The sequence below is a fragment of the Kitasatospora sp. NPDC087315 genome (assembly GCF_044744345.1).
Classification (GTDB): Bacteria; Actinomycetota; Actinomycetes; order Streptomycetales; family Streptomycetaceae; genus Kitasatospora.
Window position 1 is genome coordinate 156,405 of sequence record NZ_JBIUYD010000007.1, and the last position, 26,917, is coordinate 183,321.

A 26,917-nucleotide genomic window follows, 5' to 3' on the forward strand; every position below is an offset into this window, starting at 1 on the left:
GAGTCATGAGGTCCATCGCTTGCTCCACTGTGTCGCTTCTGCGTCACCAGCCGCCGGAGCGGCCGTGCCGGTGGCTGCCTGTCCGATCAGTAGCTCGACGCGGTCGAGTGCGGCCTGGGTGGATTCGATCAGCCCGGTGTCACCCTTGGCGATCCGCAGCCGCCACGCTTCCCGCAGGTGGGCGCGCGCAGGTACAAGGTCGCCTTGTTCCATGAGGTGTTTGCCGAAGTGCTGGAGGGCGAAGTCGACGAGTTCCGGGTGCCGGCTCCGGGCAGTGTTCAGGGCCTTGCGGTAGAGCACGTCAGCGGTCTCTGCTTCACCGGCGTAGCGGTAGGCGTCGCCGAGGTTGAGTTCGGTGGCGATGACGGCCCGGATGTTGCCACTGGCTGTGGCCAGGTCGAGCGCCTGGCACAGGAACGCGCGTGCGTCGTGGTAGTCGCCCAGGCTCACCAGACCGATGCCGACCCACAGGGCCAGGACCCGCGTCCGGGCGTCGTCCGTGCCGGGGGGGGGGAAGCGTCCGCAGGGCCTCGCGGATTTCTCGGCCCCTGACAGGCCCGGCCGGCGAGGGCCCGGTTTCGTCTCCGAGGCGCGTGGAAACTGGGATGCCCCGGCCGTGCGCCGCTGCGAGACTGGCAGCCGTGACACGACCTGAACTCTCCGAACTCGACCACCTGCGAGAGATAGAACGGCTCGCCAGCGTGGTCGCGGGCGCCGCCTCGGCCGAGGGCTGGCTCTCGTATCAGCCCGAAGCAGAGGACGCGACGCGCTTGCAGCGGGCGGTGAACGCGCTGGCCCGGGAGCTTCGCCACTACCATTTCCCCGGGGACGGCTGCCTCGACGATGAGGCGGAACGCCCCGAGCTGAAACTCGCGGGCGTGGTGATTCTGCGGCCCGGGGCGATGCCGGATGGCATGGGGGAGACCTATGAGCAGGCGTGCGCCCGCCTCGGAGTCGAGGCCCGGCCCGAGGGGTGGGCCCTTTGGAACACGTGGGGCGACGGGAAGCTCCAGGTGACGATGGTCGTCTCCGCGGTCGACACTACCGAGGGCCTGCTCGCGAACTGGTCGCGGGGCAAGGCCATCTATCCGGTGACGCCGGTGCCTTCCCAGATCGCTCTCATCCACCACGGCTGGGCTGCCCACATGATCTTCTCCCCGTTCGGGGTGAAGAAGCTCGGGCTCGGCGGGCAGCCGTGACATCGCGTCACCTCGACCGCCGGTCCTCCGCTCCCGGCTCGGCTGGTGCTCGGCTTCGGTGGCGGCCAGGCGGTAGGACTCGATGCCGGTCTCGATCAGGGTGAACCGGAAGGTCAGCCGGTCCGCGATGGCCGCGCAGAGCCGGGGGTCGGTGAACGTGGGGCTTTATCCCTGTTTGTGGACACTTCTGAGAAGCGGATCTTCGGGTCCGTGAACAGGATGTCCTCATGGGTGCTGCGAGGTACTCGGGGGAGTTCAAGCGGGACGCGGTCGCGCTGCGTCCCGAGACAGCACACCTTAGGTTCCAGCCCTGCCGTTTCGGGCCTGGATCGGCGGGCTGTGCTGACCTGTTCTGCGGCCGCCCCTCGCTCGGGTGAGCGAGGGGCGGCTGGTGGTTGTGGGGTCAGGCGATGTGGTTGGCGTGGTGGTCGAACTCGCCGGCCTTGGCGCCTTGGAGGAACTTGGCGAACTTGACGGGGGTGGTGCGGACGATGATGTCGCCGGTGTCGGACTCGCGGAGCTCGACCAGCCCGTCGACGGTACGCACCTCGACGCACTCGTTGTTTGAGGCGCTGAAGCTCGACTTCTGCCACTCTGAGTTAGGCATTCGCGGCTTCCACTTCTTTCATGATTGATCGGATGAACTCGCGCGAGCTTTCTTCGGAGAGCGCGGTGGAGTCCAGGCGCGAGAAGGTGGCCTGATGCTTGGCCAGGTCAGCTGGCGAGTCAAAGAAGAGTGCGCCCTGGGATAAGTCTATTGCGATGGTATCTAGTTCGGGGACTGAGCCCTCGGCGATGATTCTGGAAACGGTCGTCCGCCAGGGTGGGTCCTGCTTCTCCCTTTCGGTCCGGCCGAAGGAGTCGCGCTGCGGTTGGCGGCTCTTCATGAAGGAGATCGGGAATCCTGCCGACCGGGGTTCAGGCCTCGTCGTTTCGGGCCCGGATCGGCTGGCTGTGCTGACCCGTTCTGCGGCCGCCCCTCGCTCGGGTGAGCGAGGGGCGGCTGGTGGTTGTGGGGTCAGGCGATGTGGTTGGCGTGGTGGTCGAACTCGCCGGCCTTGGCGCCTTGGAGGAACTTGGCGAACTTGGTGGGGGTGGTGCGGACGATGATGTCGCCGGTGTCGGACTCGCGGAGTTCGACCAGGCCGTTGGCGGTACGCACCTCGACGCATTCGTTGGTCGCAGCGGAGTAACTGGACTTCTGCCAGCCGAAATCAGTCATCCTTGTTTTCCTTTTCTTTCTTGATCTGCCGGATGAAGTCTCGTGATTCATCATCCGAGAGCGCAGTTGAATCAATTCGCTTGAAAATCACCCGGTAACTTTCGAGGTGAGCGAGGGAGTCGAAGAACTGGCCGCCGTGAGGGACATCCATCTGTACGGTATCCAGCTCGGGGGCGGGCCCCTCCGCGAAGGTCAGGTTCTCGCTGGAGCCTGGGAAGGTTTCGGTCTCGAACGGTACTACTCGCACTGAGATTCCTGGGACTTCGGAGGCTTCGCTGAGGCTATCGAGTTGTTCAGCGAGTACCTTGGGGCCGCCGAACTGCATGCGGAGCGCAGCCTCGTGGATGAACGCACGGTAGGGCACCCTGCCGGAGCGGACAACCTGTTGTCGCCGCATCCGAAAGGTGGTTCTCACCTCGACATCGTGGGCGGGGAGAGGTGGGTAGATTCGAGCGAAAACCGCCGTGGCGTAGGCCCTGGTTTGCAGTAGTCCCGGAATGTATGTGCTCGTGCAAGTGGCAAGCTTCCGTGCATTGCCTTCCATCTCCGCCACCTCAAGAAAGTCTGTTCCCAGGGTTCCGCGATACTCCTCCCACCAGCCCTTGTTCCGTTCGGCGATCATGTCTGCGAGTGCGTCGATGAGGGGCTGGTTGGCACAGCTGCAGGCTGCGGCGACCGTGCGCAGCCGATCGGAGCTTACGCCGATCCGGCCGGTCTCCATCTGGGTTACCTGCGCGGGGTCCATGCCGAGTGCTCGGGCGAGTTGGCTGCCGCCGAGGCCTGCCTGCTCGCGCATCTTTCGCATCTCTGCACCCAGTCGACGCTGACGAAGAGTCGGGTTGCGTCGGAGGGGCATAGCGGTCCTTTCGGCGTGACGTGAGACCAGTCTGCCGTGCTTGTCGGGGGTGGGTCCACTTGCGAGTGAACCTCTGAGATTTGCCTCAATTTGGAGTCAGGGGTGCGCTATGGTCTATCTCACGGTCGGTCCGACGGATCGTCAGTAATGCCTTTTATCAGGGCAGTAGGCGCCTGCTGCCCCCGCACCGCAGAGCAGCCATGCGTGGCGTCACCAGTCCCGTTCTGGCCTGGCTCACGGCGATGTTTCCGCCGGTGAACGACGAACCCCACACCCGCACCCTCACGGAGGTTCCCCTCATGTGTGCCTTCAGCCTGCCCGAAATCCCCGACTGGTCCGCCGCCCGTGCGGAGCTGAGTGACGCGATGTCCCTCGCCGGATGGCCGGACGACGCCATCCACGACGCCGAACTCGCCCTCCACGAGCTGTACTTCAACGCGTGGAAGCACGGCGGGAGCCCCGCGCCGACCGTCGTCATCCTCCTCCTCGAAGGCCGCAGCCTGCGCGTCTGCGTCAGCGACGACAACCCCGTGCTGCCCGAGCCGCGCGAGTGCGCCGACCCCTACGCGCAGTCCGGCCGGGGCCTGCACCTGGTCCGCGAGCTCACCCACCGCTTCGGCACCACGCCCCGCAAGAACGGTAAAATCGTATGGTTCGAGCTGGACGCCGCCGCGTGAACGCCCGCCACCAGCCCCTCGCCCCGGACGACCCCCGGATGCGCGACTACACCGACGCCCAGGTCACCGCCCTCCTCGGCGAACTCCGCGAGCGAGGCCGCCTCCACGGCATCCTCTGGGGCTCCGCCACCACCCACAACGGCACCGTCGACGGCCGCGTCCTGATCGACTTCGGCAACGCGCCCGTCAGCACGCTCCTCAACCTCCTCCACCTGCTCCGCGAAGCCGGGCGGGGCGGTGACCCGTGGGAGTCGTGATCCCCCTCGCCACCAGCTCCACCCAGGCCGTGCACGTCGAGCGCACCACCGTCCCCTACCTCACCGTCGAACACGTCCCCGACGCCACCGTCCAGCTCCGCCTCGCCGTCGACCTCGACGTGGCCGCCGGCCCCGGCGAACAGCTCGCCTTCCCCCTCACCCGCGACCAGGCCGAGGAACTCCTCCACGGCCTCGCCGCCCACCTCGGCACCCGCGTGACCGGGATCCGCCGATGACACCCGGCACCGTCAACTTCCTGATCGGCGCGGCGTTCGTGGCCCTCCTCGCCCTCGCGATCGCCACCGTCGCCCTCGGCGTCCTCGCGACCCTGAGGATGCCGCACCCCAGCGAACGGGCAGCCACCCCGCCACCGCCCCCGATCACCCGCCACGGCCGCTGGGAACTGCGCCAACTCCCCGACGGCACCACCGAATACGCCTGGATCGCCCGCCAGGCCGGCCACTACGGCCCCGAAACCCACAACCCCACCCCCCAGGGGCGTCACCGCATACCCGCCTGACGGCCGAATCCCGCGGTCCCCTCGTCGATCCGGCGAGGGGACCGGGGCGAGCCGCACTACGCTGAGCCGGTGAGCGACATTCCGACCCCCAAGGCCAAGGGCCCGTCCTGGCCCGGAGGGCGCCGCGGCTCCCGGGGGCCGACCCGTCGGGAGGGTCACTCGCCGTTCTCGCCCGCCGAGCGTCTCGTCGCGCGGTTCCGCTCGCTGCCGTCGGGGAGCGACGACAAGGTCCGGATCGTCGCCGCGCTCGAAGACGCGGTGGCCGACCCCGCCGTCGCGGCCTTCCTCGCCTCCGTCGTCGCGGACCCGGCCGAGGACGAACTCGCCCGCGTCGAGTGCGCGACCGTCCTCCGCCTCTCGCCGCCGGCCGACCCCGCCGCGAAACGGGAGGTGGCCGACGCCCTGCTCGCCGCCTTCGCCGATCGCGACGAGGACCTGGTGCGGCAGCACGTGGCCATGGCGTTCGGCCCCTACGCCGACGACCCGGCCGTCCACCGGGCGCTGGCCGCCGCCCTCGGTGAGCACGAGGGCGACCCGCTCGTCCCCGACAACGCCCTGTTCGCCGTCCGGCAGGCCGGCCCGTCCGCCCAACGGGCCGACCTGGTCCGCACCTTGCTGCACCACCCCGAGCTGGGCGGCGAGGCGGGCCGCATCCTCGACGACTGGGGCGTTCCCCGCACCTGAGCACCTGAGGGTGCGACCCTGCGCGAGGTGCCCGGCGTGGCCGGCGGCCTGTGGGTCATGGGCGAGGTCAAGGGCCCCGGCCGTGAACTGCGGTTCGACACGGCGGAGTTGGGCGCGTCGGGCATCGACCCGGCCCGCTTCGCCACTACCGTCTGACGCACACCGGAAAGGCGGGACCCGTTCCCAGCGCAACTGGGAGCGGGGCCCGCCCCCGACCAGGGTGGAGCGCTCATGGATCACTGGAACAGGCCCGGCCTGCACTGGCACTGCTACGCCTGGTCGGGCAACAAGCGTCCCGACGATGTCGAGCGACGGCCTCCCGAGACGCAGAACGGCGCACGGCCCGCGTGGTCGAGCCCGGTTCCACCGCTGGAGGTCATGCACTGGCTCGCCAAGCCGGCGGCGCAGATCAAGCTCACCACGAACGACCCGGCCGGGACACTGGAGTGGCTGGGCAAGCAACTCGCCGACTCCCCGGCGCTGGAGACCGACCTCGATCCGGCGATCCGGCTGGAGCACGCCCGGACTTTCCTCGGCACCTTCCCGCACGACGTGATGTGGACGTACTGGACTCCCGGCCGGCAGCTCCGATCGGTCTCGGCCGTGTCGTGCCCCCGAACCTTCAACCCGACCGGCGAGACACCCCCGCAGTGTCCGTTGCAACGCCGCTGACCGCAGACTGTCCGGCGGATCATGTGACCGCCTCGCCCCGGGATCTTCGTTCTGGTCGCGGGGCGAGGCGATCTGACGAACGACGAGTGGACGCGGCTCCTGCCGCATCTTCCGAAGTCCGGTAATCGGTACGGGTGTTGGCGCGATCACCTGGCGGTGATCACGTCACCGCCCGTGCCGGCCGTTGCTCGCCGGCAGGAACGGCCGCACACGAGGGCACTCGCCGGAAGGTGCCGGGATCGGGCGCCGGCGTCCCGCAGGGTGGCTAGATGAAGTTCTTGTCGATCAAGAGCCGCAGGACCTCGGTGTCGTAGTCGGGGAAGTCCATCGGGACGATGCCGAAGTGGATTCGCTCGGTCTTCCGCTGGTCCAGGTAGTAGCGGACCACCGGGAAGATGTTGCCCGCGTTGGTGCTGGGCCAGACGCCGTTGGCGTAGCTGGTGTGGTTCACGTACATCTCGGCGGCGTTCTGGTGGAAGTAGGCCTCGTCGAACCACTCGATGATCTTGTTCTTCTTGTATTCGATGCCCTGGCCGTTCCCGTCCCAGATGTCCTGCGTCCGGAAGAAGCTGTTCGAGCCACTGGACCACTGGAGTACGGTCCACGGGTTGTCGAAGTCGGCGACCAGCACGATCTTGCCGCGAGCCTGCCCCAGGGTGGGCCAGTAGGGGTTGGTCCAGAACCGCGGACGGAAGTTCATCGACGGGTCGTCCAGGTAGAAGTTGAACCGGCGTCGGAACTCCGCCGCGCCGAGCGCCTGGCCGCCCGAGTTCTCGTTCTTGACCCGCATGATGACGACCTCCTTCGGATTGTTCCGAAGGTGGTTGTCGCAGGCGTTGAGCACGTCCTGGTAGCGGATGTCCTGGTAGAAACTGGCGTGGTAGACACCCATTTCGTTCGCGGTGCCCTGCAGGCCGTTCAGGCGGATGTCGACAAAGCGGATGCCCTTCTCGAACTGGTCCCAGATGCTCCAGTTCTGGCATTTGGCCCACATGGTGCCGTTGTTGGCGTTGTTGGCACAGGTGTCGTGGGTGCCGGGGATCGTCATCCTGGTCAGCGGGAGGCTGTCGGGCAGGTTGCTCATCCAGTTCCGGCTGGACCAGCTTGCGGCGCCGGCCACGCTCGGAAGACCGAACGCGGCGGCGGCTGCCACACCGCCTGCTCCGGCTCCCCACCTCAGGACGTCACGACGGGTAGGGCTCATAAGTACGCTCCAGGTTCGAAGGGGTGACGTTGGGGGAGGGCGCCCCGCGACACATCCTCTTCGCCTCCTGGAGCCCCGGATATCGTGGACAGCCACGAGTTTGACGCTGTGCCAGTCCTGATTGCCCTGGTCCGGGTGGGTGTGGCCGATGAGGGTTTGAGGCTCCTTCACGGCGCGAAGGGCTGATAGGCCAGAGCCCGATCAGCCACTTCCGCCACCGTCCGCTCAGGCCCGCACCCACTCTTCGAACGGGGCTGCAGTCCAGCGAGTCGCATGACCGGCCGGACAGCTCCTAGCCGAGGTAGGGGGTCGTCCCGTGCTCTAGGAAGTGCTGCAGCCGGAGGCGCTGAGTGTGGTGCATCGGCAGCCCTTCAATGTCGCTCGGATTCACGAACTGAAGGTCGGTGGACTCATCGGAGATCCGCAATTCCCCGCCCGTGATGCGCGCGGTGAAGCAGACGTCGAACTGCTGTCGAATCGTGCCACGTGATCAGCTCTCCTCAACCGGTAGGGCGGTGTTCCACACCGCGTCGAAGCTCGCAGCACAGGTGTCGAACAGCGCCCCGGCCCTGGTCCGGCGTAGGTGCCATACCGGGGCTCCGAAGGCGTTGGCCCCCCACACATGCGCGTTCACCAGTACCTGGTCGTCTGCCCGGTAGAGGCTGCGCCCGCGGCTGACCGGCGCCGGGCGCTGGGGCTTTTTCGGATCGGCCCTCGATTCGTCCGTCATGGAGGTCAGGAACTGACCTAGATCCCTTCTAGCGTTCTTCTTGACGACGAACAGGAACAACGGAAGGCAGCCATCATGACCGTCAACGAACTGGCCACTCCCGAGCAGGCCGACGCCCCGGTCGTGACCGGCGAGCGTGCCGATCTGCTGTCGGCGCTGGCCAAGCAGCGGCACTTCCTGCGCTTCACCACCCGCGACCTCACCGACGAGCAGGCCGGGCTGCGGACCACCGCCGGCGAACTGTGCCTGGGCGGCCTCATCAAGCATGTCGCCGACGTCGAGCGGAACTGGGCGGGCTTTATTCTGGAGGGCCCCTCGGCGATGCCGGACTTCACCGCCATGACCGAGGCCGACTGGGCCCGGCGGGCGGACGAGTTCCGGCTTCTTCCCGAGGAGACGCTGGCCGGTGTGCTGGCCGACTACGCCGAGGTGGCCCGCCGTACCGACGAACTGGTCGCCGCGCTGCCCGACCTGGACGCCGGCCACCCGCTGCCCAAGGCCCCGTGGTTCGAGCCCGGCGCGCGGTGGTCGGCCCGCAGGGTGCTGCTGCACGTCATCGCCGAGACCGCCCAGCACTCCGGCCACGCCGACATCGTCCGGGAGTCCCTGGACGGCGCCAAGAGCATGGGCTGACCGGCGCCGTCGTCCGGGTCCTGCCGCCGCACCGGTGACAGGGCCCGGGCAACGACCGAACGGCGAACGGGACGCTACCGGCCGGGATCCGGGCGGGTCGAGGGAACTGTGCGGATATCCGGGTGCGGACGGTTTCTACCCGTCCTGGCCCTGGTCGGTCGGCTGGACGCCCTGGTCGTGCCGGTGGACCCGGTGCTCCAGGCCGCTGCGGATCGTCCTGCTCAGCGTCCCCGCGGCGGCCGCGAGGAAGACGAAGTTGTACGCGATCTGCAGGACCACCACCAGCCGGGGCGACTGCCCGACCGCGGTGATGTCGCCGTACCCGACCGTGGCCATGGTGACCACCGTGAAGTACAGCGCGTCCAGCCGGGTGTACAGGCCCGCGAACTCGCCAGGGTGGCCGGCCAGCACGTAGTACGCACCGGCGAAGCAGGTGAGCGACAGGCAGATCAGGAAGACCAGCCACACCCCGGGCCGCTTGCCGGTGCCGCGCAGGACGTCCGTGATCCGGGCCAGCAGCAGCCCGCTCAGGCCGGTGAGGATGACCGCGAAGGCCAGCCAGCTGACCACCGGCCGGTGGTCTCCGAAGAAGCGCAGCGGAAGATTGAAGTACGCGACCATCTGCACCGCGAACGATCCGAACAGCCAGAACCAGGCCCGCACGTCGATGCGGTCGCGCGGCTCTGGTGACGGGTTCTCGGACATCCTGCTCAGCCTGCGCCGCGCAGCTGTCGGCCCGCCCGCCGGACTGCTCCGTCCGGGCGTGCCGTAACGTCCAGCGGCACAGCGCAGAAGGCGGGAAACGGGAGCAGGGGAGACGATGCCGGACCAGCGGCCGGAGATGGTGCACCTGCCCGGCGGGGCCTTCACCATGGGCTCGGACCACCACTACCCCGACGAGGCGCCCGCCCACCGGGCGGTGGTCCGCGGCTTCCGGATCGACCGGTACGCCGTCACCAACGACGACTTCGCCGCCTTCGTCGCCGCCACCGGCCATGTCACGGCCGCCGAGATCGCGCCGACCGCCGCGGAGTACCCGGACGCGCTGCCCGACCTCCTGGTGGCCGGCTCCTCGGTGTTCCGCAGCCCGGACCGCCCGGTGGACCTGGGCAACGCGTACAACTGGTGGTTCTTCGTCCCCGGTGCGGACTGGCGCCACCCGTACGGGCCGGACAGCTCGATCGACGGGCTCGGCGACCACCCGGCCGTCCACATCGGTCTCGCCGACGCACGGGCGTACGCGGCCTGGGCGGGCAAGGAGCTGCCGACCGAGGCCGAGTGGGAGTACGCGGCGCGCGGCGGCTCGGAGGGTACCGAGTTCGCCTGGGGCCGGGAGCGGGGCGACGAACTCGTTCCGGGCGGGCGGCTGATGGCCAACACCTGGCACGGCGACTTCCCGCTCACCAACCGCTCACCGGACGGCTACCGGGCCACCGCACCCGTCGGCAGCTACCCGGCCAACGGCTTCGGGCTGTACGACATGATCGGCAACGTCTGGGAGTGGACCGCCGACCACTACACCGGGCGCCACCGCGGCACCACACCGAGCTGCTGCGGCGGAAACGGCCGCGCGGGGGACGCCCGCGCCGCGAGCGTCGACCCCGCCGCGGCGGCGCCCGGCATCCCGCGCCGGGTGATCAAGGGCGGCTCGTTCCTCTGCGCGCCCACCTACTGCCGCCGCTACCGCCCGCCGGCCCGGATGCCGCAGTCCGAGGACACCACCACCTGCCACCTGGGCTTCCGCTGCGTCATCAGGGACTGAGGGCGCCCCGCGCGCCTCACCCCGTACCGCTCCCCACGCCGGCACCGCTCGTGGCTGATCGTCCCTCAGGAAGGGACCCCGCCTCCTCCTTCAGGCCGGTCGGGGTACGTGCTCGCCGCCGCCCCCGTCCGGCTCGTCCAGGAATTCCAGCACCGCCAGCGCCGCCAGCAGCACCAGCGCCAGGCAGAGCGTCACCAGTACGGTCGGATAGCTCCAGAGCAGGAATGCCAGCCCCGCGCCCGCGGCGGCCACCCAGCCGAGCCACCCCTTCCAGCGGTGCACGAACCGGCCGACCGGCCCGAGCCGCACCCCGCCCCGCTCGGCGGTGTGCCGCACCCCGCCGATCCCGGACCGCCACAGGCCCCGGACCGTTCCGGCGTGCGCGCCGGCGCCGCTGATCCAGGCGCCGAGGGCGATCAGCAGACCCAGCGTGATCACCACCCGGACGGCCGAGCGCAGATAGCGAATCAGGGTGTCGTACACCGCCTGGGCCGCCGCCTGGTCCACCCCGGCCGGGAGCCGGTCCAGATAGAGGACCCGGAAGACGCTCAGTCCGAGGCCCAGCAGCAGCGCCCCGCCGGCCATGCCCAGGGCGACGGTGACGACCGCCCGCCGCCGCCGTTCGGCGAGCAGCACCCCGCCGACCGCACAGGCCACGGTCAGCACGGGCAGCCAGAAGCCGGCCAGGTCCAGCAGCCGGAAGCCGGTGCGGACCTTGGGGATGGCGTCGGACTGGAAGAGCGTGAACTGGGTGTGGATCTCGGGGATCTTCGAGGCGATCGACAGCCCGTTGTCCACCAGCCGGGTCTTGACCTGGGCGATCAGCGGGGCGAGGTCGAGCACCACGGTGTCGTTCTTGATCTGGACGGCGCCGCCGCCCTCCCCGGTCAGCATCTTGTCGACGGCGGCGTGCGCGGTCCGGTTGACCTCCGTCCAGATCCCGGCGAAGGCGTCGCTGTCCACCACCCGCTCGACCTGGGTGTGGACGAAGCCGGTGAGCCCGCTGGTGAGCGCCTGGCCGATGGTGCCGAGCAGGGCGCCCAGCTGGGGCCGGTCGGCGGGGGCGACGCTGTCCAGCAGCGAGTCGACCGGGATGTACTTCACGATCTCGTCGGTCACCCGGTTGGTGACGGCGGCCCGGACGGCCGGGTCCCGGGCGAGCGGAGCCATCGTGGCCACGTACCGGTCGGTGTCGGTGACCTGGGACTTCGTCCAGACCGCGACCTCGCTGACCGGGGTCAGCACGCAGGCCAGCAGGACCAGCAGGACGGCGAAGAAGGACCGGGTCCGGTGTCGGGGAGGCTGCCGGGCGTGCGCCTCGACGGCGCTGAGGCGGGCGCGCAGCTCGGCCAGTTCGTCGGCGGAGGCGGCAGGGCCGGTGGCGCCGGTGGGCCGGGCGGGTTCGCCGGGCTCGGTGGGCTCGCTGGCTGACATGCCTCAACTCCGTTCCTCCGGTCGGTGCATACCAGGAGATAACGGATCAAAGAGGACGGCCAGTCGGGAAGCGCCCGGGAGCGGCGGCCGCGCAGGCACGACGAAGGCCCCCGGTTCCGTCGAGGACGGGAGCCGGGGGCCTTCGGAGGACCGGGTGCTCAGGCGCTGGTCGCGGACCGGGTGGTCTCGGTGGCCTTGGTCACGGTGGTCGGGTTGACGGCGGCCGGGCGGGGCTGCTCGGCGGCCGGCGGCTGGGGGGCGGCGGTGCTCTGCGCCGTACCCGGAGCGGCGGCAGCGGCGGCGGCGTCGGCCGGGGCGTCGTCCTCGCGCAGAGCCTTGGTCTCCGCCTTGAGGATGCGCATCGACTTGCCGAGGCCGCGGGCCATCTCCGGCAGCTTCTTCGATCCGAACAGCAGGACAACGACAGCCAGCACCACGAGGAGGTGCCAGGGCTCAAGACCGTTCCGCAGCATCCCTGGCCACCGGTCCCTTCTTGTCTAGAGTCTCAGCAGGGCAAACCGCCCGACCTCGCCAGTATGCCTGTCCGCGGCGACGAACGTATACACCGGCTGGGAAACGCTGGTCAAAAACCAGGTGTTGCTCAAGCGGATCCCGAGCAGTGGTCTGGACCACATGATCGCCCCCGGCCGGACGGCACCCGCGGCCACGTGCGCGTCCTGTCCCGAGTCGTCGGCGACCCGCCGGGCCCGTCCTAATAGACGAACGGGATCAGCCGCTTCGAGCCCCGCCGGTAGGCCGCGTACTCGTCGCCGAACGCGGTCAGCAGCAGCCGCTCCTCGGCGCCGATCCGCCAGGTGTACGCGACCAGCAGCAGCGCGGCGACGATCAGCGTCGCCGGCCAGCTGCCCAGGCCGAGTGCGTAGCCCGTCCAGACCAGCAGGCTGCCGCAGTAGCCGGGGTGCCGGATCAGCCGGTACGGGCCCTCCCGGACGACCCGCTGGGCGTCGACGGTCCGCAGGGTGCGGGTGTAGTAGCGGCCGAGGGTGTGCATCCCCCAGGCCCGCAGGGCGAGCCCGGCGGCGAGCAGGACCACCCCGAACCAGCGCGCCCACCCGGGGAGTTCGCCGATCGACGCCCGGCCGAAGAGCACCACGACGGCCACCGAGGCGGCGTAGCAGGAGAGCAGCAGCCGGGTGGAACCCCGGTCGCGGCCGTCCGCCCGCTAGGTGCCGGCGGCGGCATCCTCGCGGCGGCGCAGCAGCAGCTCGTAGCCCACCCAGCAGAGGATGCCGAGAAGGGCGAGCAGGCTCGGCAGGGACATGGGGGGCACTCCTGACGCTCGACGCCGGATCCGGGTACCCCACCAAGCTCCCGCACCCCCGCCCGGAACACACCCGCCCGGGGGTGGACACCGCCACCTCCACCCCCGGGTGGACCGCCCGCGGCTTCGCAGGGCGCCCGGATTCGTCCGTGCCCGCCAGTCGTTGACATGGCATCAGCCTCGTACTCCGTGCCATGCCGGACAGGAGAAGCCCGTGCCCCAGACCGCCGCCGAGACCGTTGCCGAGGATGCCTGGCTCAACAGGATCGCCGATGAGGCGGAGGCCGAGGGCTTCGAAGGCGCGCTCTGCCTCGACGGGATGGCCGCGCTCGTCCTCGGCCGGGAGCGGCGCGAGAGCCCCCGCCCGGGCCGAGGCCCGGGCGGGGGCTCCTGATGACGCGCGGGGGCGGGCCGGACCGGTCGGGGCAGGGCGGGGGTCAGGTGGTGGCCGGCTCGGTGGGGCGGGCGGCGGGGAGGTGGTTCATCAGGCGGTAGGCGAGGGCGGCGGCGCCGACGGCGAAGACCAGGCCGACGACGGCGGCGACGTGCAGGCCGTCGGTGAAGGCGGCGCGGGCGGTGCCGAGGAGGTCCGTGCCGAGTTGTCCGGGGAGGTGGGCGGCGACGGTGACGGCGCCGCCGAGGGTGTCCCGGGCGGCGCCGGCGGCTTCGCCGTCCAGGCCCGCGGGGAGGGCGCCGTCCAGGTGTGAGCGGTAGACGGCGGCGCCGGCCGCGCCGAGCAGGGCGATGCCGAGGGAACTGCCGAGTTCGACGGCGGTCTCGGAGGTGGCGGAGGCGGCGCCGGCCCGCTCGACCGGGGCGGCGGAGACCACCATCTCGGCGGTCAGGGTCATGGTGCCGACGGTGCCGGCCGCCAGGATGCCCGCCGCGGTGAGGACGAGCGCGAGCGGGGAGTCCGCGCCGACCCGGGTCATCAGGGCGAAGCCGGCCGCGCCGATCAGGAAACCGCCCGCCATCAGGACCGCCGGGCGGACCTTCCCGGCGAGGGCGGCGCCCGCGCCGACCGCCGCGCCGACGCCCACACTGGGCACGAGCGACCAGAGCGACGCCGTCAACGGGCTCATGCCCTTGACCAGTTGCAGGTACTGGGAGGTGAAGAGGGTGAAGCCCATCATCGCGAACATCGCCACCGTGTTGACGCTGATCGCGCCGCTGAAGGCGCGGATCCGGAACAGGCCCAGGTCGAGCAGCGGGTTGGCGGCGGTGCGCTGGCGCCGGACGAACGCGGCGCCGATCAGCAGCCCGGCCGGGACGGCGAGTGCGGGGAGCGGGCTCCAGCCGTCCACCGCGAGGGTCTTGATGCCGTAGACGAGCGGCAGGATCGCGGCCAGCGAGAGCGCGGCGCCGGGCAGGTCGAAGCGGCCGGCCTGCGGGGAGCGGTACTCGGGCAGCAGCGCGGGGCCGGTGAGCAGGACCAGCGCCATCACCGGGACGGCGGGCAGGAAGGCCGAGCCCCACCAGAAGTGGTTCAGCAGCAGGCCGCCGACGACCGGGCCGAGGGTGGCCCCGGCGGTGAGGACGCCGCCCCAGGCGCCGAGCGCGAGCTGCCGCTGCCCGGGGTCGTGGAACATGGTGCGGATCAGCGCGAGGGTCGAGGGCATCACGGTGGCCCCGGCGACGCCGAGCAGCGCGCGGGCGGCGATCAGCTGTCCGGCGCCGTCCGCGCGGGCGGCGAGCAGCGAGGCGCCGATGAAGCCGGCGGCGCCGATCATCAGCAGCCGGCGGCGGCCGATCCGGTCGCCCAGCGAGCCCATCGTGATCAGCAGCCCGGCCAGCAGGAACGAGTACATGTCCATGATCCACAGCTGCTCGGTGCCGCTCGGCGCCAGCGTGGTGGAGATGTACGGGACGGCGAAGAAGAGCACGCCCATGTCCATGGTCAGGACGAGGGTCGGCAACAGGAGGACGGCCAGGCCGATCCATTCGCGACGGCCTGCGCGGCCGGTGGTTGCGGTCATGGGGAAGACAGTACGGACGTGTCAGACGAACGTCTAGTACAAACGTCTAAAACATTCGTCTTGCTCGGTTGTGCAAGACATCCGTCCAGTCCTTCCGTAGCATCGGGGCATGGGAAACCGCGAAGAACTGATGGCCGGGGCCAAGCGCTGCCTGTACGAGAAGGGCTACGGCCGCACCACCGCCCGCGACATCGCCTCCGCCTCCGGGGTCAGCCTGGCGGCCATCGGCTACCACTTCGGGTCGAAGGAGGCGCTGCTCAACGCGGCGCTGATCGAGGCCGTCGGGGAGTGGGGCGGCGGGCTCGCCAAGGTGGTGGCCGTCGCCGACCAGGTCTCGGGCGACGCCGAGGAGCGTTTCGTCGCGGTCTGGGAGGGCGTGAAGGAGGCCTTCGCCGAGCACCGGGGCCTGTGGGCCGCCCAGTTCGAGGCGATCGCGCAGACCGGGCACGCCCCGGAGCTGGAGAAGGCCCTCGCGGACAGCCAGAAGGAGGGGCGACTCGGGCTCGCGGCGCTGTTCCAGGGCCTGCCCGAGGTGCCCGACACCGAGGAGGAGCTCGCGCGCGGGATGTTCTACCAGGCGCTGCTGGCCGGGATGGCCGCCCAGTGGCTGGCCGCGCCCGAACAGGCGCCGACCGGGCGGGACTTCCTGCGCGGCCTGCGACTGGTCGGCGACGCGGTGCTGAAGCCGGCCGCGCGGTAGGCGCCGAAACCGGCTACACGGTGACGGCGGTCAGCAGCACCACCGAGTCGACGTGGGCCAGCAGCCCGTGCCGCTCCTGCGGGATCGGGTACAGCTGGCCCGCCGACAGCTCCTGCAGGCGGCCGGCGATGGTCAGCGACACCCGGCCGCGCAGCACCTGGAGGCTGGCCGCGGTCGGCGCGTTGTGTTCGTCCAGCGCGGTGCCGGCGGTCAGCGCGATCACGGTCTGCCGCAGGACGCCGTCGTGGAGCGCCAGATGGGCACTGCGCCCGTGCGGGCTCTCGGCGGCCTTGGCGGCGTGCTCCACGACGAGCTGTTCGAGATCGACCATCGCGTGTCCTCCTGCGCCGGCCCGGCGGGGCGTCCGGGGCGGGGGCCGCCCGTCGCGGCGGGCCCTCCGGCCCAGCGTCGCGGACACGGTGCGCTCGCGCACCCGGAGCCGCCCGGAGCCGCCCGGAGCCGCCCGGAGCCGCCCGGAGCCGCCCGGAGCCGCTCGGGGCCGCCCGGAGCCGCTCGGCGTGCGGAGGCCGCCGACGCCCTCCATGGTGGAGGCATGGCGAACGAGAGTTTCTTCAGCGGATTCCAGGTCAACCGCCCGCTGCTGGCCGGCGGTGCCATCCTCACAGGTGTCGGGGCGGTGCTGGGGCTGGCCGGTGCGGTGATGGTGTGCGCGGCGGTGGCCACGGCCGGCCGGAGCTGGCTGCAGCGGCTGGAGACCCCGCCCGTCGAGCTGGCGCAGCGTGCGCTGCACGGCGCGAAGGCGGCGTCCTCGGCGGGCTGGGAGGCCTGGCGGGCCGAGCACGGTTCACCCAACTGAGCCGTTCACCCGGGCTGAGTCGCTCACCCGACTGAGCAGCGCGCCCGGTTGAGCCGCGCGTCCGACCGGGCGGCCAGGCGGCCCCATGGCGGCCCGTGCGACGGCAGCGGCGGGCCGCCATGGGGGTGCGGCCCGCCGCCGGTCCGAACGTACCTACAGACCAAGCGACTTGGCGATGATGCTGCGCATGACCTCGCTCGTGCCGCCGTAGATCCGGAACACCCGGTTGTCGGTGTAGAGGCGGGCGATCGGGTACTCCAGGATGTAGCCGTAACCGCCGTGCAGCTGAAGGCACTTGTCGATCAGCGTCGAGGCCGACTCGGTGCAGAACAGCTTCGCCGCCGCCGCGTCCGCGACCGTCAGCTCGCCGTTCTGGTACAGCTCCAGCGCGCGGTCCACCATCGACTGCTGGGCCATCACCTGGGCCTCGCAGTCGGCCAGCGAGAACTTGGTGTTCTGGAACTCGGCCACCGCCTTGCCGAAGACCTTGCGGTCCTTGACGTACTGGACGGTGAACCGCACCGCCGCCGCCGAGGCCGCGTACGCGCCGACCGCGATCGCCAGCCGCTCCTGCACCAGGTTGTGGGTCAGGTACGAGAAGGCCCGGCCCTCCTCGCCGAGCAGGTTCTCCACCGGCACCTTGACGTCGCTGAACGCCAGCTCGGCGGTGTCCGACGTGCGCAGCCCGATCTTCTGCAGCTTGCGGCCGACGGTGTAGCCCTCGGACGTGGTGTCCACGCAGAGGATGGAGAGGCCGGCCCGGCGGTTCTCCGGGTCGTACGGGGCGGTGCGGCAGACCACCAGGACCAGGTCGGCCAGCACGCCGCCGGTGATGAAGGTCTTGGCGCCGTTGAGGACGTAGTGGGTGCCGTCCTCGGAGAGCCGGGCGGTGGTGGAGATGCCCGCGAGGTCGGAGCCGGCGCCCGGCTCGGTCATCGCGATCGCGGTCATGAGGTCGCCGGAGACGAAGCCGGGCAGCCAGCGCCGCTTCTGCTCCTCGTTGGCGTACTCCAGCAGGTACGGCAGCACGAGGCCGGTGTGCACGCCGGACGAGCCGAAGCTCACGCCCGCGCGGGCGACCTCCTCGGTGATCACCGCCTGGTACTTGAAACCGCTCTCGCCCGCGCCGCCGTACTCCTCCGGCACCTCGATGCCGAAGACGCCGAGGTCGCCGAGCTTGCGGTAGAAGTCGCGCGGCGGGTGGCCCTCGGCCTCCCAGCTCTCGTAGACGGGGACGACCTCGTTGGCGACGAAGTCCCGGATGGTCTCCCGGAAGGCCTCGTGGTCCTCGGTGAACACGGTGCGGCGCACGGTGGCGCTCCCTTCGGTGGTGCCCGGCTGACGCCTGGCGGGGCCAGGTGATCGCTCCACAAGTTAATCGCGGGTAGTTTCGGCTGTCCAGGGTCGGCGCGAGGCCGCCCGGGCCCTGCGCGAGGCCGCTGTCCGGGGCGGCCGGAGTGCGACGCGGTGGAGGCCCGGATCCGGGTGCACGCGCTGTTCGCGCTGGTCAACGACGGGGTGCGGAACCGTCCGTGCGGCGCCCGTCCGGACCTCGGCGACTGCCTGCCGCGGGTCGTCCGGGCCGTCCTCGGGCTGCCCGAAGGCGGCGGCCGTCGGAGGTGGCCGTCGGAGGCGGCCGACGGCGTGCGGCCCTGAGGCGCGTACCGGGGGCGGTACCTCGCCGTCAACGTCCGGTTGACCGAGTCCCGACCTCCCCTCAGAAACAAATGGTCGCCGGATAGTCGCACTGGCACACTGAGGACCCATGTCTGAAGGTCTCCCGCCCGACCGCGTGCCCGCCGAGGATCTGCGTACGACCGAGGTCGATCTCGGCGGACTGGTGAACGTCCTCGCCACCCACCTCTACTCCACCCCGCTGGTCGCCCTGCGCGAACTCGTCCAGAACGCCCACGACTCGCACACCCGCCGCCTCCTGGAGGACCCGGACGGCGGCCACCGGCCCCTGATCCGGGTGCGCGGCGACATCGACCGGCGCACCGTCGGCATCGAGGACACCGGCGCCGGCCTCACCGAACCGGAGATCCACGCCTACCTCGCCACCGTCGGCACCGGCTACACCCGGATGCTGCGCGAACTCACCGGCAACCAGGAGCTCATCGGCGCCTTCGGCCTCGGCTTCCTCTCCGCCTTCTCGGTGGCCGACGAGGTCGTCGTCACCACCACCTCGCACCGCGAGCCCGGCCTCGGCCACCGCTACCGCAGCCACGGCGGCGAACAGTACAGCGTCGAACGGGTCGCCGCCCGGCCGCTGCCCGGCACCGTCGTCGAGCTGTCGCTCAAGGCCGAGCACGCCCACCTCGCCGACGAGCACGCGCTGCGCGAGGTGCTCGGCCGGTACTGCGTCCTGCTGCCGATCCCGGTCTACGTGGGCGACGACGAACACCCCGTCAACGGCGTCCGGGTGCCCTGGCGCCAGCCTTCCGACGGCGACCAGTACGCCGCCCGGATGCGGTTCGCCGCCGCCTTCGGCCGCCGCTTCGAACCGCTGACGGCCTTCCCGGTGCAGCCGGCCCCGGACGCGGCCGAGGACGGCACCGACGCGGTCGGCCTGCTCTGGGTCCAGGACGGCGGCACCTACGGCAGCACCGACAACCGCGACCTCGCCGTCTACCTGCGCGGCATGCTGCTCGCCGAGGACGCCCGTGACCTGCTGCCCAGCTGGGCCGGGTTCATCGGCGGCGTGGTCGAGTCCGGCCGGCTCACCCCCACCGCCAGCCGCGAGGACCTCCAGCGCGACGGGCACTACCGCGCCCTCCAGCAGGCCCTCGCCGACGCCATCGTGGACGGCCTCTACGAGACCGCCCGGCTGCGGCCCGCCGTCTGGCGCCGCATCCTCAGCCGGCACGGCCAGGACCTGCTCGGGGCCGCACTCTGCGACGACCGGCTCTTCACCCTGCTCGCCGACGACGTCCCGGTGCCCACCTCGCAGGGCGACCTGACCGCGGGCGCGCTGCGGGCGGCCGGCGGGGGAGCGGTGCACGTCGCCCTCGGCAGCGGCGGCGGCTTCGAGGAGATGCTCTACCGGGCGATGCAGGTGCCGATCGCGCGCGGCGACCGCTACGCCGTACTGCCGTTCCTGCGCCGTTACGCCCAGCTGAGGGACTGCCGGATCGTCGAACTCGGCAGCGAGAGCGGCAACCGCGAGCTGTTCCGCGACCCGGAACGCCCGCTGCCCGCGGAGGAGGCCGCCTGGCTGTCCGGCGCCCTCGCGGACCCGGGCGAGCAGCTCGTCCCGGCCCGGTTCGACCCGCCCGGCCTGCCGCTGGTCCTCGTCCCGGACCGCGAGGCCGAGCTGAAGGCCAGGATCGAGGACGACCAGGCCGACGCCCGCATCCCGTCGGCCGCGCTGCGGCTGGCCCGGGCGTTCACCGCGCGCACCGACGGCGAGGTGAAGGCCCGGCTCTACCTCAACCTCGCCTGCCCCGCCGTCCAGGACCTGCTCACCGCCTACCGCGACGGGCACACCGGCAGCGCCACCGCGGCCGGGCTGCTCCGCTCGCTCAAGGTGATCATGGCCGCGGCCTCGGCCGGCTCGTCCGGCGGGGACCTCACCGCGGCCCTGTCCGGCATCGGCACCGCGGTCTCCGCGCTCACCGCCGCCCTGCCGGAGGGCCTGCCCGCCGTCCCGGACAGCCCGGACGGCCTGGCGGACGGGGCCTGACCGATGGCGCCGAACGGATTGTCAGTGGGGGGCGGCACACTGCCCACCAGCACAGCGCACCACCCGCAGGGGGAGACGGAAGCGGTATGAGCACCGACATCTGGGCCTGGGTCCACGACACCCACCAGCAGCTGGCCGAGGCCGGACACCGGCGGCTGGCCGACGCCATCTACGAGCTCCCCGGCCATGCCAACGAGGGGCGCAACGAGCAGCTCGACGCCGTCTACCCGGAGGCCGTCGCGGCCGCCCGGGCACTCGGCCTGCCCTGGGTCGAGGTCTACCTGCGGCACTGGCGGATGCAGAACCTGCTGAACAAGCGCCACCAGGGCGAGCAGGCCCTGCCCGAGGCGGTGGACCTGCTGGAGTTCGCGCACCGCGAGGAGACGGCCGGCTGCCCGCAGTCGGTCTGTGTGGTGCAGGACTTCGCGATCTGCCACGCCCGGGTCGACGGCCCCGGCTACGTGCCCGAGCGGCTCGCCGTGCTCGGCGAGACGCTGGAGCGGATCGAGCCCGCCCGGGCCTGCTTCGACTGCCTCTCCCGGGAGTACTCCGACGCCCTGGAGGACGACGGCCGCCCGGCCGAGGCGCTCAGCCACCTCGACAGCGCCGCCACCCGGATGCAGGCGGCCGGCCAGCGGCTCTCCCTGCACTTCCACCACGCCCGGGCCGGCACGCTGCACCTGCTCGGCCGGCACGAGGACGTGCTGGCCCTGCTGGACACCGCCGAGCAGGCCGAGCGTGCCCGCGGCCGCGGGATCGACGACAGCGACCGGCGCTGGGGCGCCCTGCTGCGGGCCCGCGCGCTGGCCTCCCTCGGCCGCACCGAGGAGGCGCTCGCCCTGCTGCCCTCCCTCGCGGACGCCGAGCGCCACGCCGACCTGCGGTCGGCCTGGACCAGGACCGTCGAGCTGCTGGTCGAGGCCGGCGCCTGGGAGAACGACGCCGAACTCGGCGCCGCCGTGGCCGGCTGGGTCGCCTACCTCGACGGCACCGGCTCGCACCGGCCCTGCGTGGACCTGCTGCTGGCCGCCGGGCGGCTGGCCGTGCGGCGCGGCGCCCGGACGGTCGCGCTCACCCTGGCCGCCACCGGCGAGCGCAAGCTCACCCGGCTGCGCCGCACGGAGGGCGTCGCCGAGGAGGTCGCCGCGCTGCGGGCCGCCGCCGAGGCGCTGCCGGTACCCGAGCTGCCCGTCCCGCCGGCCGAGCTCGCGGCACACCTCGCCGAGGCGGGCGTGCCCTACGAGACCGGCGCCGACCTGCTCTCCGTCGCCCTGGACCGGTACCGGGGTGAGCAGGCCGGCGCCACCACACTGGCGATCAACCTGGCCGCGGTGCTGGGCGGTCTCGGCCACGCCCGGGCCGCCGCCGACCTGCTCTGGGCGCGGCTCGACGCCGACCCGGAGAACGAGGAGCTGACCGGCATGCTCGGCGCCACCCTGGTCGAGGCCGGGGACGGCGAGGGCGTCCGCCGGCTGGCCGACCGGCTGGCGCTGACCAGCCCGGGCGACGGGCACTGGATCCGCGCCCGCTGGGCCGCCGCCGAGGGCCGCTGGGCCGAGGTGCTGGAGCAGTGCGAGGCGATCCTGGCCACGCACCCGGACCGGATCAACACCCGCCGGCTGGCCGCCGCCGCGGCGACCGAGCTCGGCGACCACGGGACGGCGCAGCGGCTGTACCAGGAGATCCTGGAGCACGCGCTGCCGGCAGAGGGCACCCCGCCGGAGGAGCGGCACCGTACCGTCCAGGAGCCCGACCTCTGGCACCTGATCACCGCGGCCACCGTCAACCGGGACTGGACGGCCGTCCGTTCCACCGGCGCCCTGATCGGCATCGAGTTCGACGAGCCCGAGGGCCCGGTGGACGAGGAGTGGCAGCTGGTCACCGTCCGGGCCCCGCGGACCGACGGCTCCACCGCCGACCTCCCGGCCGTCCGCACCGGCCCGGCCACCGCCCGCCTCCTGCCGGTGCTCGGCGACGACCTGACGTTCAACCACGGCGACGTGGTGGTCTTCGCCCCGGCCCTGCTGGAGCGGCCGCCCGCCGACGACGCCCCGGAGGAGGAGAAGGAGCGCTGGCGCCCGGTGTTCCAGCTGCTGACGCTGCTCGACCCGGCCGGCTACACCACCTACTGGATCGACGGCGGCTGGCCCGGCGACGAGGCCTGGGCCGAACTCCGCGAGGAGCTGCGGCAGGCCGGCTACGCGGTGTGGGCGTACAGCGGGGATCACTACAGCATCACCGACCCGGCGGACGACGACGGGTCGCTGCCCGGCATCTACGCCGCCGTCGCGGTGCCGCCCACCGCGCAGGCCGCCGAGGCCGACGCCCTGCTCCACCGGCTCACCGGCTCCTGGCCGCACCCGCTCTCCTGGCTCGACCTGGCCAGGGCGGCGGGCGCGGACACCGGCCGCCACGAGGAGATCGTCGAGCGCTACGGGCTCTGAGGCGCACCCGTACCCGGTACCGGCGGCCCGCCGGTACCGGGTACGGGAACCGCCCGCAGGCCCTCTTGAGTCAAGGATTCTTGGTCAGTGCTTTACTGTTTCATTGCCAAGACCCGACCTCAGGAGTGCCTGCCCTGTGACCAGCCTCGCCCTCGGCCCGTCCTGGCTCGATCCGACCAGCCTGATCTCCACCTTCGGGCTGCTCGGCATCCTGGCCATCGTCTTCGCCGAGTCCGGTCTGCTGATCGGCTTCTTCCTCCCCGGTGACTCCCTGCTCTTCACCACCGGTCTCCTGGTGGCCGGCGGCACCTACCTGCACCAGCCGCTCTGGCTGGTCTGCGCGCTGATCGTGGCCGCCGCCGTGGCCGGGGACCAGGTCGGCTACCTCTTCGGCCGCAAGGTCGGACCGAGCCTGTTCCGGCGCGCCGACTCCCGGCTGTTCAAGCAGGAGAACGTGGAGAAGGCGGCCGCCTTCTTCGACCGGCACGGGCCGAAGGCGATCGTGCTGGCCCGCTTCGTGCCGATCGTGCGGACCTTCACCCCGATCGTCGCCGGGGTGAGCAGGATGAACTACCGCACCTTCGTCGTCTTCAACCTCGTCGGCGGCGTGCTCTGGGGCGGCGGCGTCACCGTGCTCGGCTACTTCCTCGGCCGGATTCCCTTCGTCCGGGACAACATCGAGGCGATCCTGGTCGGCATCGTGCTGCTCTCGGTGGTCCCGGTGGCCATCGAACTGCTGCGCGCCCGCCGCTCCGGCACGGCCTCCACTGACCGCCACCGCGCCGGGTAGGCGCCCGTACGCCCCGCCGCCCGCCGGGACGTACATGTGCGTCCTGCAGTTCGATCAGGCAAGGTGTAAGCGGAGATCGAACGGCGGCCCGGGTGGCCCGGCGCCACCAGGGGCGGCAAGGAGCGGGAAGTGCCTAAGCGGGGCCGGCCGGGCGCAGGCAAGCGGGCCAGGGGCGGCAGGGCGGCACGCCAGGCACGGCAGGCGCGGCAGACACCGCCGGTCCGGCCGGTCCACCCCTCCGAAGCGCCGCCCACCGAGGGCCTGCTCGGCCACCCGGCTCCGGCCGTCGAGCCCGCCACGGTGATCCCGCTCGCCCCGCCGGCCCCGCCCACCAAGGGGCTGCTGACCCCGGAGCCCACGCCCGAGGCCGAGGCGGAGCCCGCACCCGTGCCCGCCGCCGGGGCCGGCACCACCGGCCCCCGCCGGCGCTCGGTCGCCGAGGACACCCTCACCCCCGAGGAGTGGCGGGCCGCCGGCTACACGCCGCCCACCGGGATCGCCGTCCCCACCCTGCGGGCCGGCGCCCCCGGCGAGGCGCCCTGGCCGGACCGGATGCGCACCCTGCTGCGCACCCCGATGTCCGAGCGCCCGGCCTTCGAGCGGACGCCCCGCGAACTGCACCCCTCCGCCGCCCGGAACGTGCCGCGCATCCTCGACCTGACGCTGCGTATCGGCGAGCTGCTGCTGGCCAGCGGCGAGGCCGCCGAGGACGTCGAGGCGGCCATGCTCGGCATCGCCCACGCCTACCGGCTGGACCGCTGCGAGCCGCAGGTCACCTTCACCCTGATCGGCATCTCCCACCAGCCCTCGCTGGTCGAGCCCCCGGTCACCGCGGACCGGGTGGTGCGCCGCCGCACCTCCGACTACATCCGGCTCAACGCCGTGTACGAGCTGGTCGCCGACATCACCGCGGAGAAGGTCACCGTCAACGACGCGTACCGCCGACTCGCCCTGATCCGCCGCAACCGGCACCCGTACCCGGCCTGGCTGCTCTCGCTGAACTCCGGCCTGCTGGCCGGCGCGGCGACCTTCCTGGTCGGCGGGCGGGCCGACGACAAGGCCTGGCTGGTCTTCGCCAGCGCCTTCATCGCCGCCGTCCTCGGCGACCGGCTGGCCTCGCTGGTCGCCCGGCGCGGACTGCCGGAGTTCTACCAGTTCGTGCTGGCCGCGATGCCCGCCGCCGCCTCCGGCATCATCCTGTCGCTCAACGACTGGGGCCTGCGCGGCTCGGTCGTGATCACCGGCGGGCTCTTCGCCCTGCTGCCCGGGCGGGCCCTGGTCGCCGCCGTCCAGGACGGCCTGACCGGCTTCTACATCACCGCCGCCGCCCGGCTGCTCGAAGTGATCTACCTGGTCGCGGGCATCGTCATCGGCGTGATGCTGATCCTCTACCTCGGCGTCGGCTTCGAGGCGAAGCTCAAACCGGACGAGAGCCTGGTCGGCGTCAACTACCCGCCGGTCCAGATGATCGCCGCGCTGGTGCTGACGCTCGCCTTCGCGATGCTGCTCCAGACCGACCGCCGCTCGCTCGCCCTGGTCACCCTGAACAGCGGCATCGGCTGGGCCAGCTACGGCGTGCTGGCCTACAACGCGGGGCTCTCCCCGATCGTCGCCACCGGGGTGGCGGCCGGCCTGGTCGGCCTCTTCGGCCAGCTGATGGCCCGTTACCGCTACGGCTCCGCGCTGCCCTACGTGACCGCCGCGATCGGCCCGCTGATGCCCGGTTCGGCGCTCTACCTCGGCATGCTCTCCTTCGCCCAGGGCCACGCCAGCGCCGGGCTGGTCTCGGTCAGCCGCGCCGCCGCGATCGCGATGGCGCTGGCGATCGGCGTGAACCTCGGTGGCGAGGTCGCCCGCCTCTTCATGAAGCTCCCGGGCGGCGCCGAGCGCCCGTCGCTGTACCCGGCCGTCCCACGGCGGGCGGCCAAGCGCACTCGGGGCTTCTGACCGCGCGTTGGACCGCTGTTGGCCCCCGGGTCATGTCGCGGCAGGCAGGACGCAGTACCAGGAACGAAGGTAAGACCCATGACCACACTGCTGGACGGCTACCGCGCGCACATCGTCGCGGCGCACAAGCAACCGCTGTTCCTGCTGCTGGTCGGGTTCATCACCTCGTTCGTCTTCATCCGGGTCAGCGTGCGGATGATCCGGGCCCAGGTGCGCTGGTGGCCGGGCAACGTCACCCCCGGTGGCCTGCACATCCACCACATGGTGTTCGGTCTGGGCTTTCTGCTGGTCGGCGGCGTCGGGGTGTTCGCGACCTACGGCGGGCACCCGTGGATCGACCTGTTCGGGCTGCTCTTCGGCATCGGTTGCGGTCTGGTGCTGGACGAGTTCGCGCTGATCCTGCACCTGGACGACGTCTACTGGAGCGAGCAGGGCCGCAAGTCGGTGGACGCGGTGATCTTCGGCATCCTGTTCACCGCGCTGCTGCTCACCGGGTACGTGCCGCTCGGTGTGGTGCCGAGCCAGGAGACCAGGTGGGGCCTGGTCGCGGTGATCTCGGTGAACGCGCTGGTCTCGGTGGTCACCCTGCTCAAGGGCAAGATGTGGACGGGGCTGCTCGGCATCATGGTGCCCGGCCTCTCCTGGATCGGCGCGATCCGGCTGGCCCGCCCCAGCAGCCCCTGGGCACGCTGGCGCTACGCCACGCGCCCCCGCCGCCGGGCGCGTGCGCTCCGGCGCGAGCGACTGCTGCACGGGCGCGCCGACCGGGCCCGTACCTGGCTCTTCGACCTGATCGCCGGCGCCCCCGACAAGGTCCCGGCCCACCACCCCGCCGCCCAGCGGGTGGCCGAGCGGATGGCCGCCCGGGCCAGCGCCCACCTCGACGCGCACGCCGCCCGCTCGCTGGCCCGCCGCTCCGCCCGGCTCGCCGACCGCCGCTCGGCGGCGGCCGCCGGGCCCGGTGCCGCGCCGGCCGGGGGATACCCGCAGGCCGCGCCGGCCGACCCCCGATCCGCGTACGAACTCGGCCAGCAGCGGCGGGCGGAGCAGCGCCGCCGGACGGTCCGGGCCGGCCGCAACCGCACCTACGCGCTGCGTCCGACCGGTCTGGAGCCCCGGCCCGACCGCCACCCCCGGCTGCGGACGCACACCCCCCGGATCCACCGGTAGGCCGTCCACCCGGTGCTCCCGGCCGAAGTTGACGTTCAGTCGGATCCGTCGGTCGGTCACCCGCCCGGCGGCGCAGGGCTGGTGGGGGCGGACCGAGCGGTCTGAGAATAATGCGAAGAGTGATGGGCCTGTCACGCGATGAGATGTTCTTCGGGGGATCGCCGGTCTCCCGGGCCCGTTCAGACCCGCTCAGACCCTGTCAGGCCTTGTCAGACCCGATCAGATCTCGTCAGCCCCGTCGGACCCCCGCTCGTCCCGT

Annotated in this window: 31 protein-coding genes and 3 pseudogenes; 18 read left to right on the plus strand and 16 right to left on the minus strand. The window is 71.9% G+C overall.

The genetic code is table 11. The annotated features are described in order from the left end of the window. Positions 1 to 3: 3 nt before the first annotated feature. A complete protein-coding gene (locus ACIO5D_RS12375) occupies positions 4 to 648 on the minus strand; it encodes a tetratricopeptide repeat protein (RefSeq protein ID WP_400794971.1) in 645 nt (214 codons plus the stop codon). Between ACIO5D_RS12375 and ACIO5D_RS12380 the strand changes: the two genes are divergently transcribed. Next, entirely contained in the window at positions 642 to 1,199 is a 558-nt protein-coding gene (locus ACIO5D_RS12380) for a hypothetical protein (protein ID WP_400653555.1), read from the plus strand. The genes ACIO5D_RS12375 and ACIO5D_RS12380 overlap by 7 nt on opposite strands. A gap of 51 nt (positions 1,200 to 1,250) precedes the next feature. Here ACIO5D_RS12380 and ACIO5D_RS12385 read toward each other — a convergent pair. From ACIO5D_RS12385 to ACIO5D_RS12405, 5 genes and pseudogenes are all read right to left on the minus strand, one after another. Further along, a pseudogene (locus ACIO5D_RS12385) lies at positions 1,251 to 1,358 on the minus strand (AAA family ATPase); the annotation flags it as partial. 244 nt (positions 1,359 to 1,602) lie between these two features. Then, a complete protein-coding gene (locus ACIO5D_RS12390) occupies positions 1,603 to 1,806 on the minus strand; it encodes a DUF397 domain-containing protein (protein ID WP_400794973.1) in 204 nt (67 codons plus the stop codon). Continuing rightward, the gene (locus ACIO5D_RS12395; protein WP_400794975.1) at positions 1,799 to 2,086 is read right to left on the minus strand and encodes a Scr1 family TA system antitoxin-like transcriptional regulator; all 288 of its coding nucleotides are present in this window, start codon (positions 2,084 to 2,086) and stop codon (positions 1,799 to 1,801) included. Before ACIO5D_RS12395 ends, ACIO5D_RS12390 begins: the two co-directional genes overlap by 8 nt. Positions 2,087 to 2,217: 131 nt before the next feature. Beyond that, positions 2,218 to 2,421 (minus strand): DUF397 domain-containing protein, encoded by a 204-nt coding sequence (locus tag ACIO5D_RS12400; protein WP_400794977.1) that lies wholly within the window; start codon positions 2,419 to 2,421, stop codon positions 2,218 to 2,220. Further along, positions 2,414 to 3,277, minus strand: coding sequence for a helix-turn-helix domain-containing protein (locus tag ACIO5D_RS12405; RefSeq protein ID WP_400794979.1), 864 nt, complete (start codon positions 3,275 to 3,277; stop codon positions 2,414 to 2,416). The genes ACIO5D_RS12400 and ACIO5D_RS12405 overlap by 8 nt, the downstream gene beginning before the upstream one ends. Positions 3,278 to 3,576: 299 nt before the next feature. Between ACIO5D_RS12405 and ACIO5D_RS12410 the strand changes: the two genes are divergently transcribed. From ACIO5D_RS12410 to ACIO5D_RS12435, 6 genes are all read left to right on the plus strand, one after another. Beyond that, positions 3,577 to 3,954, plus strand: coding sequence for an ATP-binding protein (locus ACIO5D_RS12410; protein ID WP_363614591.1), 378 nt, complete (start codon positions 3,577 to 3,579; stop codon positions 3,952 to 3,954). Next, positions 3,951 to 4,211, plus strand: coding sequence for a hypothetical protein (locus ACIO5D_RS12415; RefSeq protein ID WP_400794982.1), 261 nt, complete (start codon positions 3,951 to 3,953; stop codon positions 4,209 to 4,211). Before ACIO5D_RS12410 ends, ACIO5D_RS12415 begins: the two co-directional genes overlap by 4 nt. Continuing rightward, entirely contained in the window at positions 4,199 to 4,447 is a 249-nt protein-coding gene (locus ACIO5D_RS12420) for a hypothetical protein (protein ID WP_400794984.1), read from the plus strand. The genes ACIO5D_RS12415 and ACIO5D_RS12420 overlap by 13 nt, the downstream gene beginning before the upstream one ends. Continuing rightward, complete coding sequence (locus ACIO5D_RS12425; RefSeq protein WP_400794986.1) at positions 4,444 to 4,731, plus strand: hypothetical protein; 288 nt, start codon at positions 4,444 to 4,446, stop codon at positions 4,729 to 4,731. The genes ACIO5D_RS12420 and ACIO5D_RS12425 overlap by 4 nt, the downstream gene beginning before the upstream one ends. A 69-nt stretch (positions 4,732 to 4,800) precedes the next feature. Next, complete coding sequence (locus tag ACIO5D_RS12430) at positions 4,801 to 5,415, plus strand: hypothetical protein (protein WP_400794988.1); 615 nt, start codon at positions 4,801 to 4,803, stop codon at positions 5,413 to 5,415. 231 nt (positions 5,416 to 5,646) lie between these two features. Beyond that, complete coding sequence (locus tag ACIO5D_RS12435) at positions 5,647 to 6,087, plus strand: hypothetical protein (protein ID WP_400794990.1); 441 nt, start codon at positions 5,647 to 5,649, stop codon at positions 6,085 to 6,087. Between the two features lie 265 nt (positions 6,088 to 6,352). On the opposite strand, the gene ACIO5D_RS12440 is transcribed toward ACIO5D_RS12435, so the two are convergent. From ACIO5D_RS12440 to ACIO5D_RS12450, 3 genes and pseudogenes are all read right to left on the minus strand, one after another. Beyond that, complete coding sequence (locus ACIO5D_RS12440; protein ID WP_363614582.1) at positions 6,353 to 7,171, minus strand: phosphatidylinositol-specific phospholipase C; 819 nt, start codon at positions 7,169 to 7,171, stop codon at positions 6,353 to 6,355. Positions 7,172 to 7,583: 412 nt separating this feature from the next. Continuing rightward, positions 7,584 to 7,775, minus strand: a pseudogene (locus ACIO5D_RS12445) (DNA mismatch repair protein MutT); the annotation flags it as partial. Positions 7,776 to 7,781: 6 nt separating this feature from the next. Then, positions 7,782 to 7,955: pseudogene (locus ACIO5D_RS12450) on the minus strand (XRE family transcriptional regulator); the annotation flags it as partial. 141 nt (positions 7,956 to 8,096) lie between these two features. Between ACIO5D_RS12450 and ACIO5D_RS12455 the strand changes: the two are divergent. Continuing rightward, positions 8,097 to 8,654 carry a DinB family protein gene (locus ACIO5D_RS12455; RefSeq protein WP_400794992.1) on the plus strand — a complete coding sequence of 186 codons (558 nt, stop codon included), beginning with the start codon at positions 8,097 to 8,099 and terminating at the stop codon, positions 8,652 to 8,654. A 135-nt stretch (positions 8,655 to 8,789) separates the two neighbouring features. On the opposite strand, the gene ACIO5D_RS12460 is transcribed toward ACIO5D_RS12455, so the two are convergent. After that, positions 8,790 to 9,359, minus strand: coding sequence for a potassium channel family protein (locus ACIO5D_RS12460; RefSeq protein ID WP_400660209.1), 570 nt, complete (start codon positions 9,357 to 9,359; stop codon positions 8,790 to 8,792). Positions 9,360 to 9,474: 115 nt separating this feature from the next. On the opposite strand from ACIO5D_RS12460, the gene ACIO5D_RS12465 reads away from it, so the two are divergent. After that, positions 9,475 to 10,416 carry a formylglycine-generating enzyme family protein gene (locus ACIO5D_RS12465; RefSeq protein WP_400794994.1) on the plus strand — a complete coding sequence of 314 codons (942 nt, stop codon included), beginning with the start codon at positions 9,475 to 9,477 and terminating at the stop codon, positions 10,414 to 10,416. A 90-nt stretch (positions 10,417 to 10,506) separates the two neighbouring features. Here ACIO5D_RS12465 and ACIO5D_RS12470 read toward each other — a convergent pair whose 3' ends face one another. The 3 genes from ACIO5D_RS12470 to ACIO5D_RS12480 all read right to left on the minus strand — a co-directional run bounded on the left by ACIO5D_RS12470 (position 10,507) and on the right by ACIO5D_RS12480 (position 12,973). Continuing rightward, entirely contained in the window at positions 10,507 to 11,850 is a 1,344-nt protein-coding gene (locus tag ACIO5D_RS12470; protein ID WP_400660214.1) for a hypothetical protein, read from the minus strand. A 158-nt stretch (positions 11,851 to 12,008) separates the two neighbouring features. Then, positions 12,009 to 12,323 (minus strand): Sec-independent protein translocase subunit TatA, encoded by a 315-nt coding sequence (tatA, locus tag ACIO5D_RS12475; RefSeq protein WP_363612422.1) that lies wholly within the window; start codon positions 12,321 to 12,323, stop codon positions 12,009 to 12,011. A gap of 239 nt (positions 12,324 to 12,562) precedes the next feature. Then, positions 12,563 to 12,973 carry a methyltransferase family protein gene (locus ACIO5D_RS12480; protein WP_400794996.1) on the minus strand — a complete coding sequence of 137 codons (411 nt, stop codon included), beginning with the start codon at positions 12,971 to 12,973 and terminating at the stop codon, positions 12,563 to 12,565. A gap of 373 nt (positions 12,974 to 13,346) precedes the next feature. Between ACIO5D_RS12480 and ACIO5D_RS12485 the strand changes: the two genes are divergently transcribed. Further along, a complete protein-coding gene (locus ACIO5D_RS12485; RefSeq protein WP_400794998.1) occupies positions 13,347 to 13,526 on the plus strand; it encodes a hypothetical protein in 180 nt (59 codons plus the stop codon). 43 nt (positions 13,527 to 13,569) lie between these two features. On the opposite strand, the gene ACIO5D_RS12490 is transcribed toward ACIO5D_RS12485, so the two are convergent. After that, entirely contained in the window at positions 13,570 to 15,108 is a 1,539-nt protein-coding gene (locus ACIO5D_RS12490) for an MFS transporter (protein ID WP_400659930.1), read from the minus strand. Positions 15,109 to 15,217: 109 nt separating this feature from the next. Between ACIO5D_RS12490 and ACIO5D_RS12495 the strand changes: the two genes are divergently transcribed. Continuing rightward, a complete protein-coding gene (locus tag ACIO5D_RS12495) occupies positions 15,218 to 15,808 on the plus strand; it encodes a TetR/AcrR family transcriptional regulator (protein WP_400795000.1) in 591 nt (196 codons plus the stop codon). A gap of 13 nt (positions 15,809 to 15,821) precedes the next feature. Here ACIO5D_RS12495 and ACIO5D_RS12500 read toward each other — a convergent pair whose 3' ends face one another. Then, positions 15,822 to 16,139 carry a cupin gene (locus tag ACIO5D_RS12500; RefSeq protein WP_363612431.1) on the minus strand — a complete coding sequence of 106 codons (318 nt, stop codon included), beginning with the start codon at positions 16,137 to 16,139 and terminating at the stop codon, positions 15,822 to 15,824. Between the two features lie 222 nt (positions 16,140 to 16,361). On the opposite strand from ACIO5D_RS12500, the gene ACIO5D_RS12505 reads away from it, so the two are divergent. Then, positions 16,362 to 16,625, plus strand: coding sequence for a hypothetical protein (locus tag ACIO5D_RS12505; protein ID WP_363612433.1), 264 nt, complete (start codon positions 16,362 to 16,364; stop codon positions 16,623 to 16,625). A gap of 153 nt (positions 16,626 to 16,778) precedes the next feature. On the opposite strand, the gene ACIO5D_RS12510 is transcribed toward ACIO5D_RS12505, so the two are convergent. Continuing rightward, positions 16,779 to 17,936 carry an acyl-CoA dehydrogenase family protein gene (locus ACIO5D_RS12510; RefSeq protein WP_400756287.1) on the minus strand — a complete coding sequence of 386 codons (1,158 nt, stop codon included), beginning with the start codon at positions 17,934 to 17,936 and terminating at the stop codon, positions 16,779 to 16,781. A gap of 156 nt (positions 17,937 to 18,092) precedes the next feature. Here ACIO5D_RS12510 and ACIO5D_RS12515 point away from each other — a divergent pair, with 156 nt between their 5' ends. From ACIO5D_RS12515 to ACIO5D_RS12540, 6 genes are all read left to right on the plus strand, one after another. Then, positions 18,093 to 18,281, plus strand: coding sequence for a hypothetical protein (locus ACIO5D_RS12515; RefSeq protein ID WP_363612436.1), 189 nt, complete (start codon positions 18,093 to 18,095; stop codon positions 18,279 to 18,281). Positions 18,282 to 18,390: 109 nt separating this feature from the next. Further along, positions 18,391 to 20,307, plus strand: coding sequence for an ATP-binding protein (locus ACIO5D_RS12520; protein WP_400795002.1), 1,917 nt, complete (start codon positions 18,391 to 18,393; stop codon positions 20,305 to 20,307). A gap of 86 nt (positions 20,308 to 20,393) precedes the next feature. Beyond that, positions 20,394 to 22,751, plus strand: a complete 2,358-nt coding sequence (locus ACIO5D_RS12525; protein WP_400659937.1) for a hypothetical protein — start codon at positions 20,394 to 20,396, stop codon at positions 22,749 to 22,751. A 136-nt stretch (positions 22,752 to 22,887) separates the two neighbouring features. Beyond that, entirely contained in the window at positions 22,888 to 23,541 is a 654-nt protein-coding gene (locus tag ACIO5D_RS12530) for a DedA family protein (RefSeq protein WP_400659939.1), read from the plus strand. A 129-nt stretch (positions 23,542 to 23,670) separates the two neighbouring features. Beyond that, positions 23,671 to 25,488, plus strand: coding sequence for a threonine/serine exporter family protein (locus ACIO5D_RS12535; RefSeq protein WP_400659942.1), 1,818 nt, complete (start codon positions 23,671 to 23,673; stop codon positions 25,486 to 25,488). A 78-nt stretch (positions 25,489 to 25,566) separates the two neighbouring features. Continuing rightward, a complete protein-coding gene (locus ACIO5D_RS12540; RefSeq protein WP_363612445.1) occupies positions 25,567 to 26,658 on the plus strand; it encodes a hypothetical protein in 1,092 nt (363 codons plus the stop codon). Positions 26,659 to 26,917: the final 259 nt, after the last annotated feature.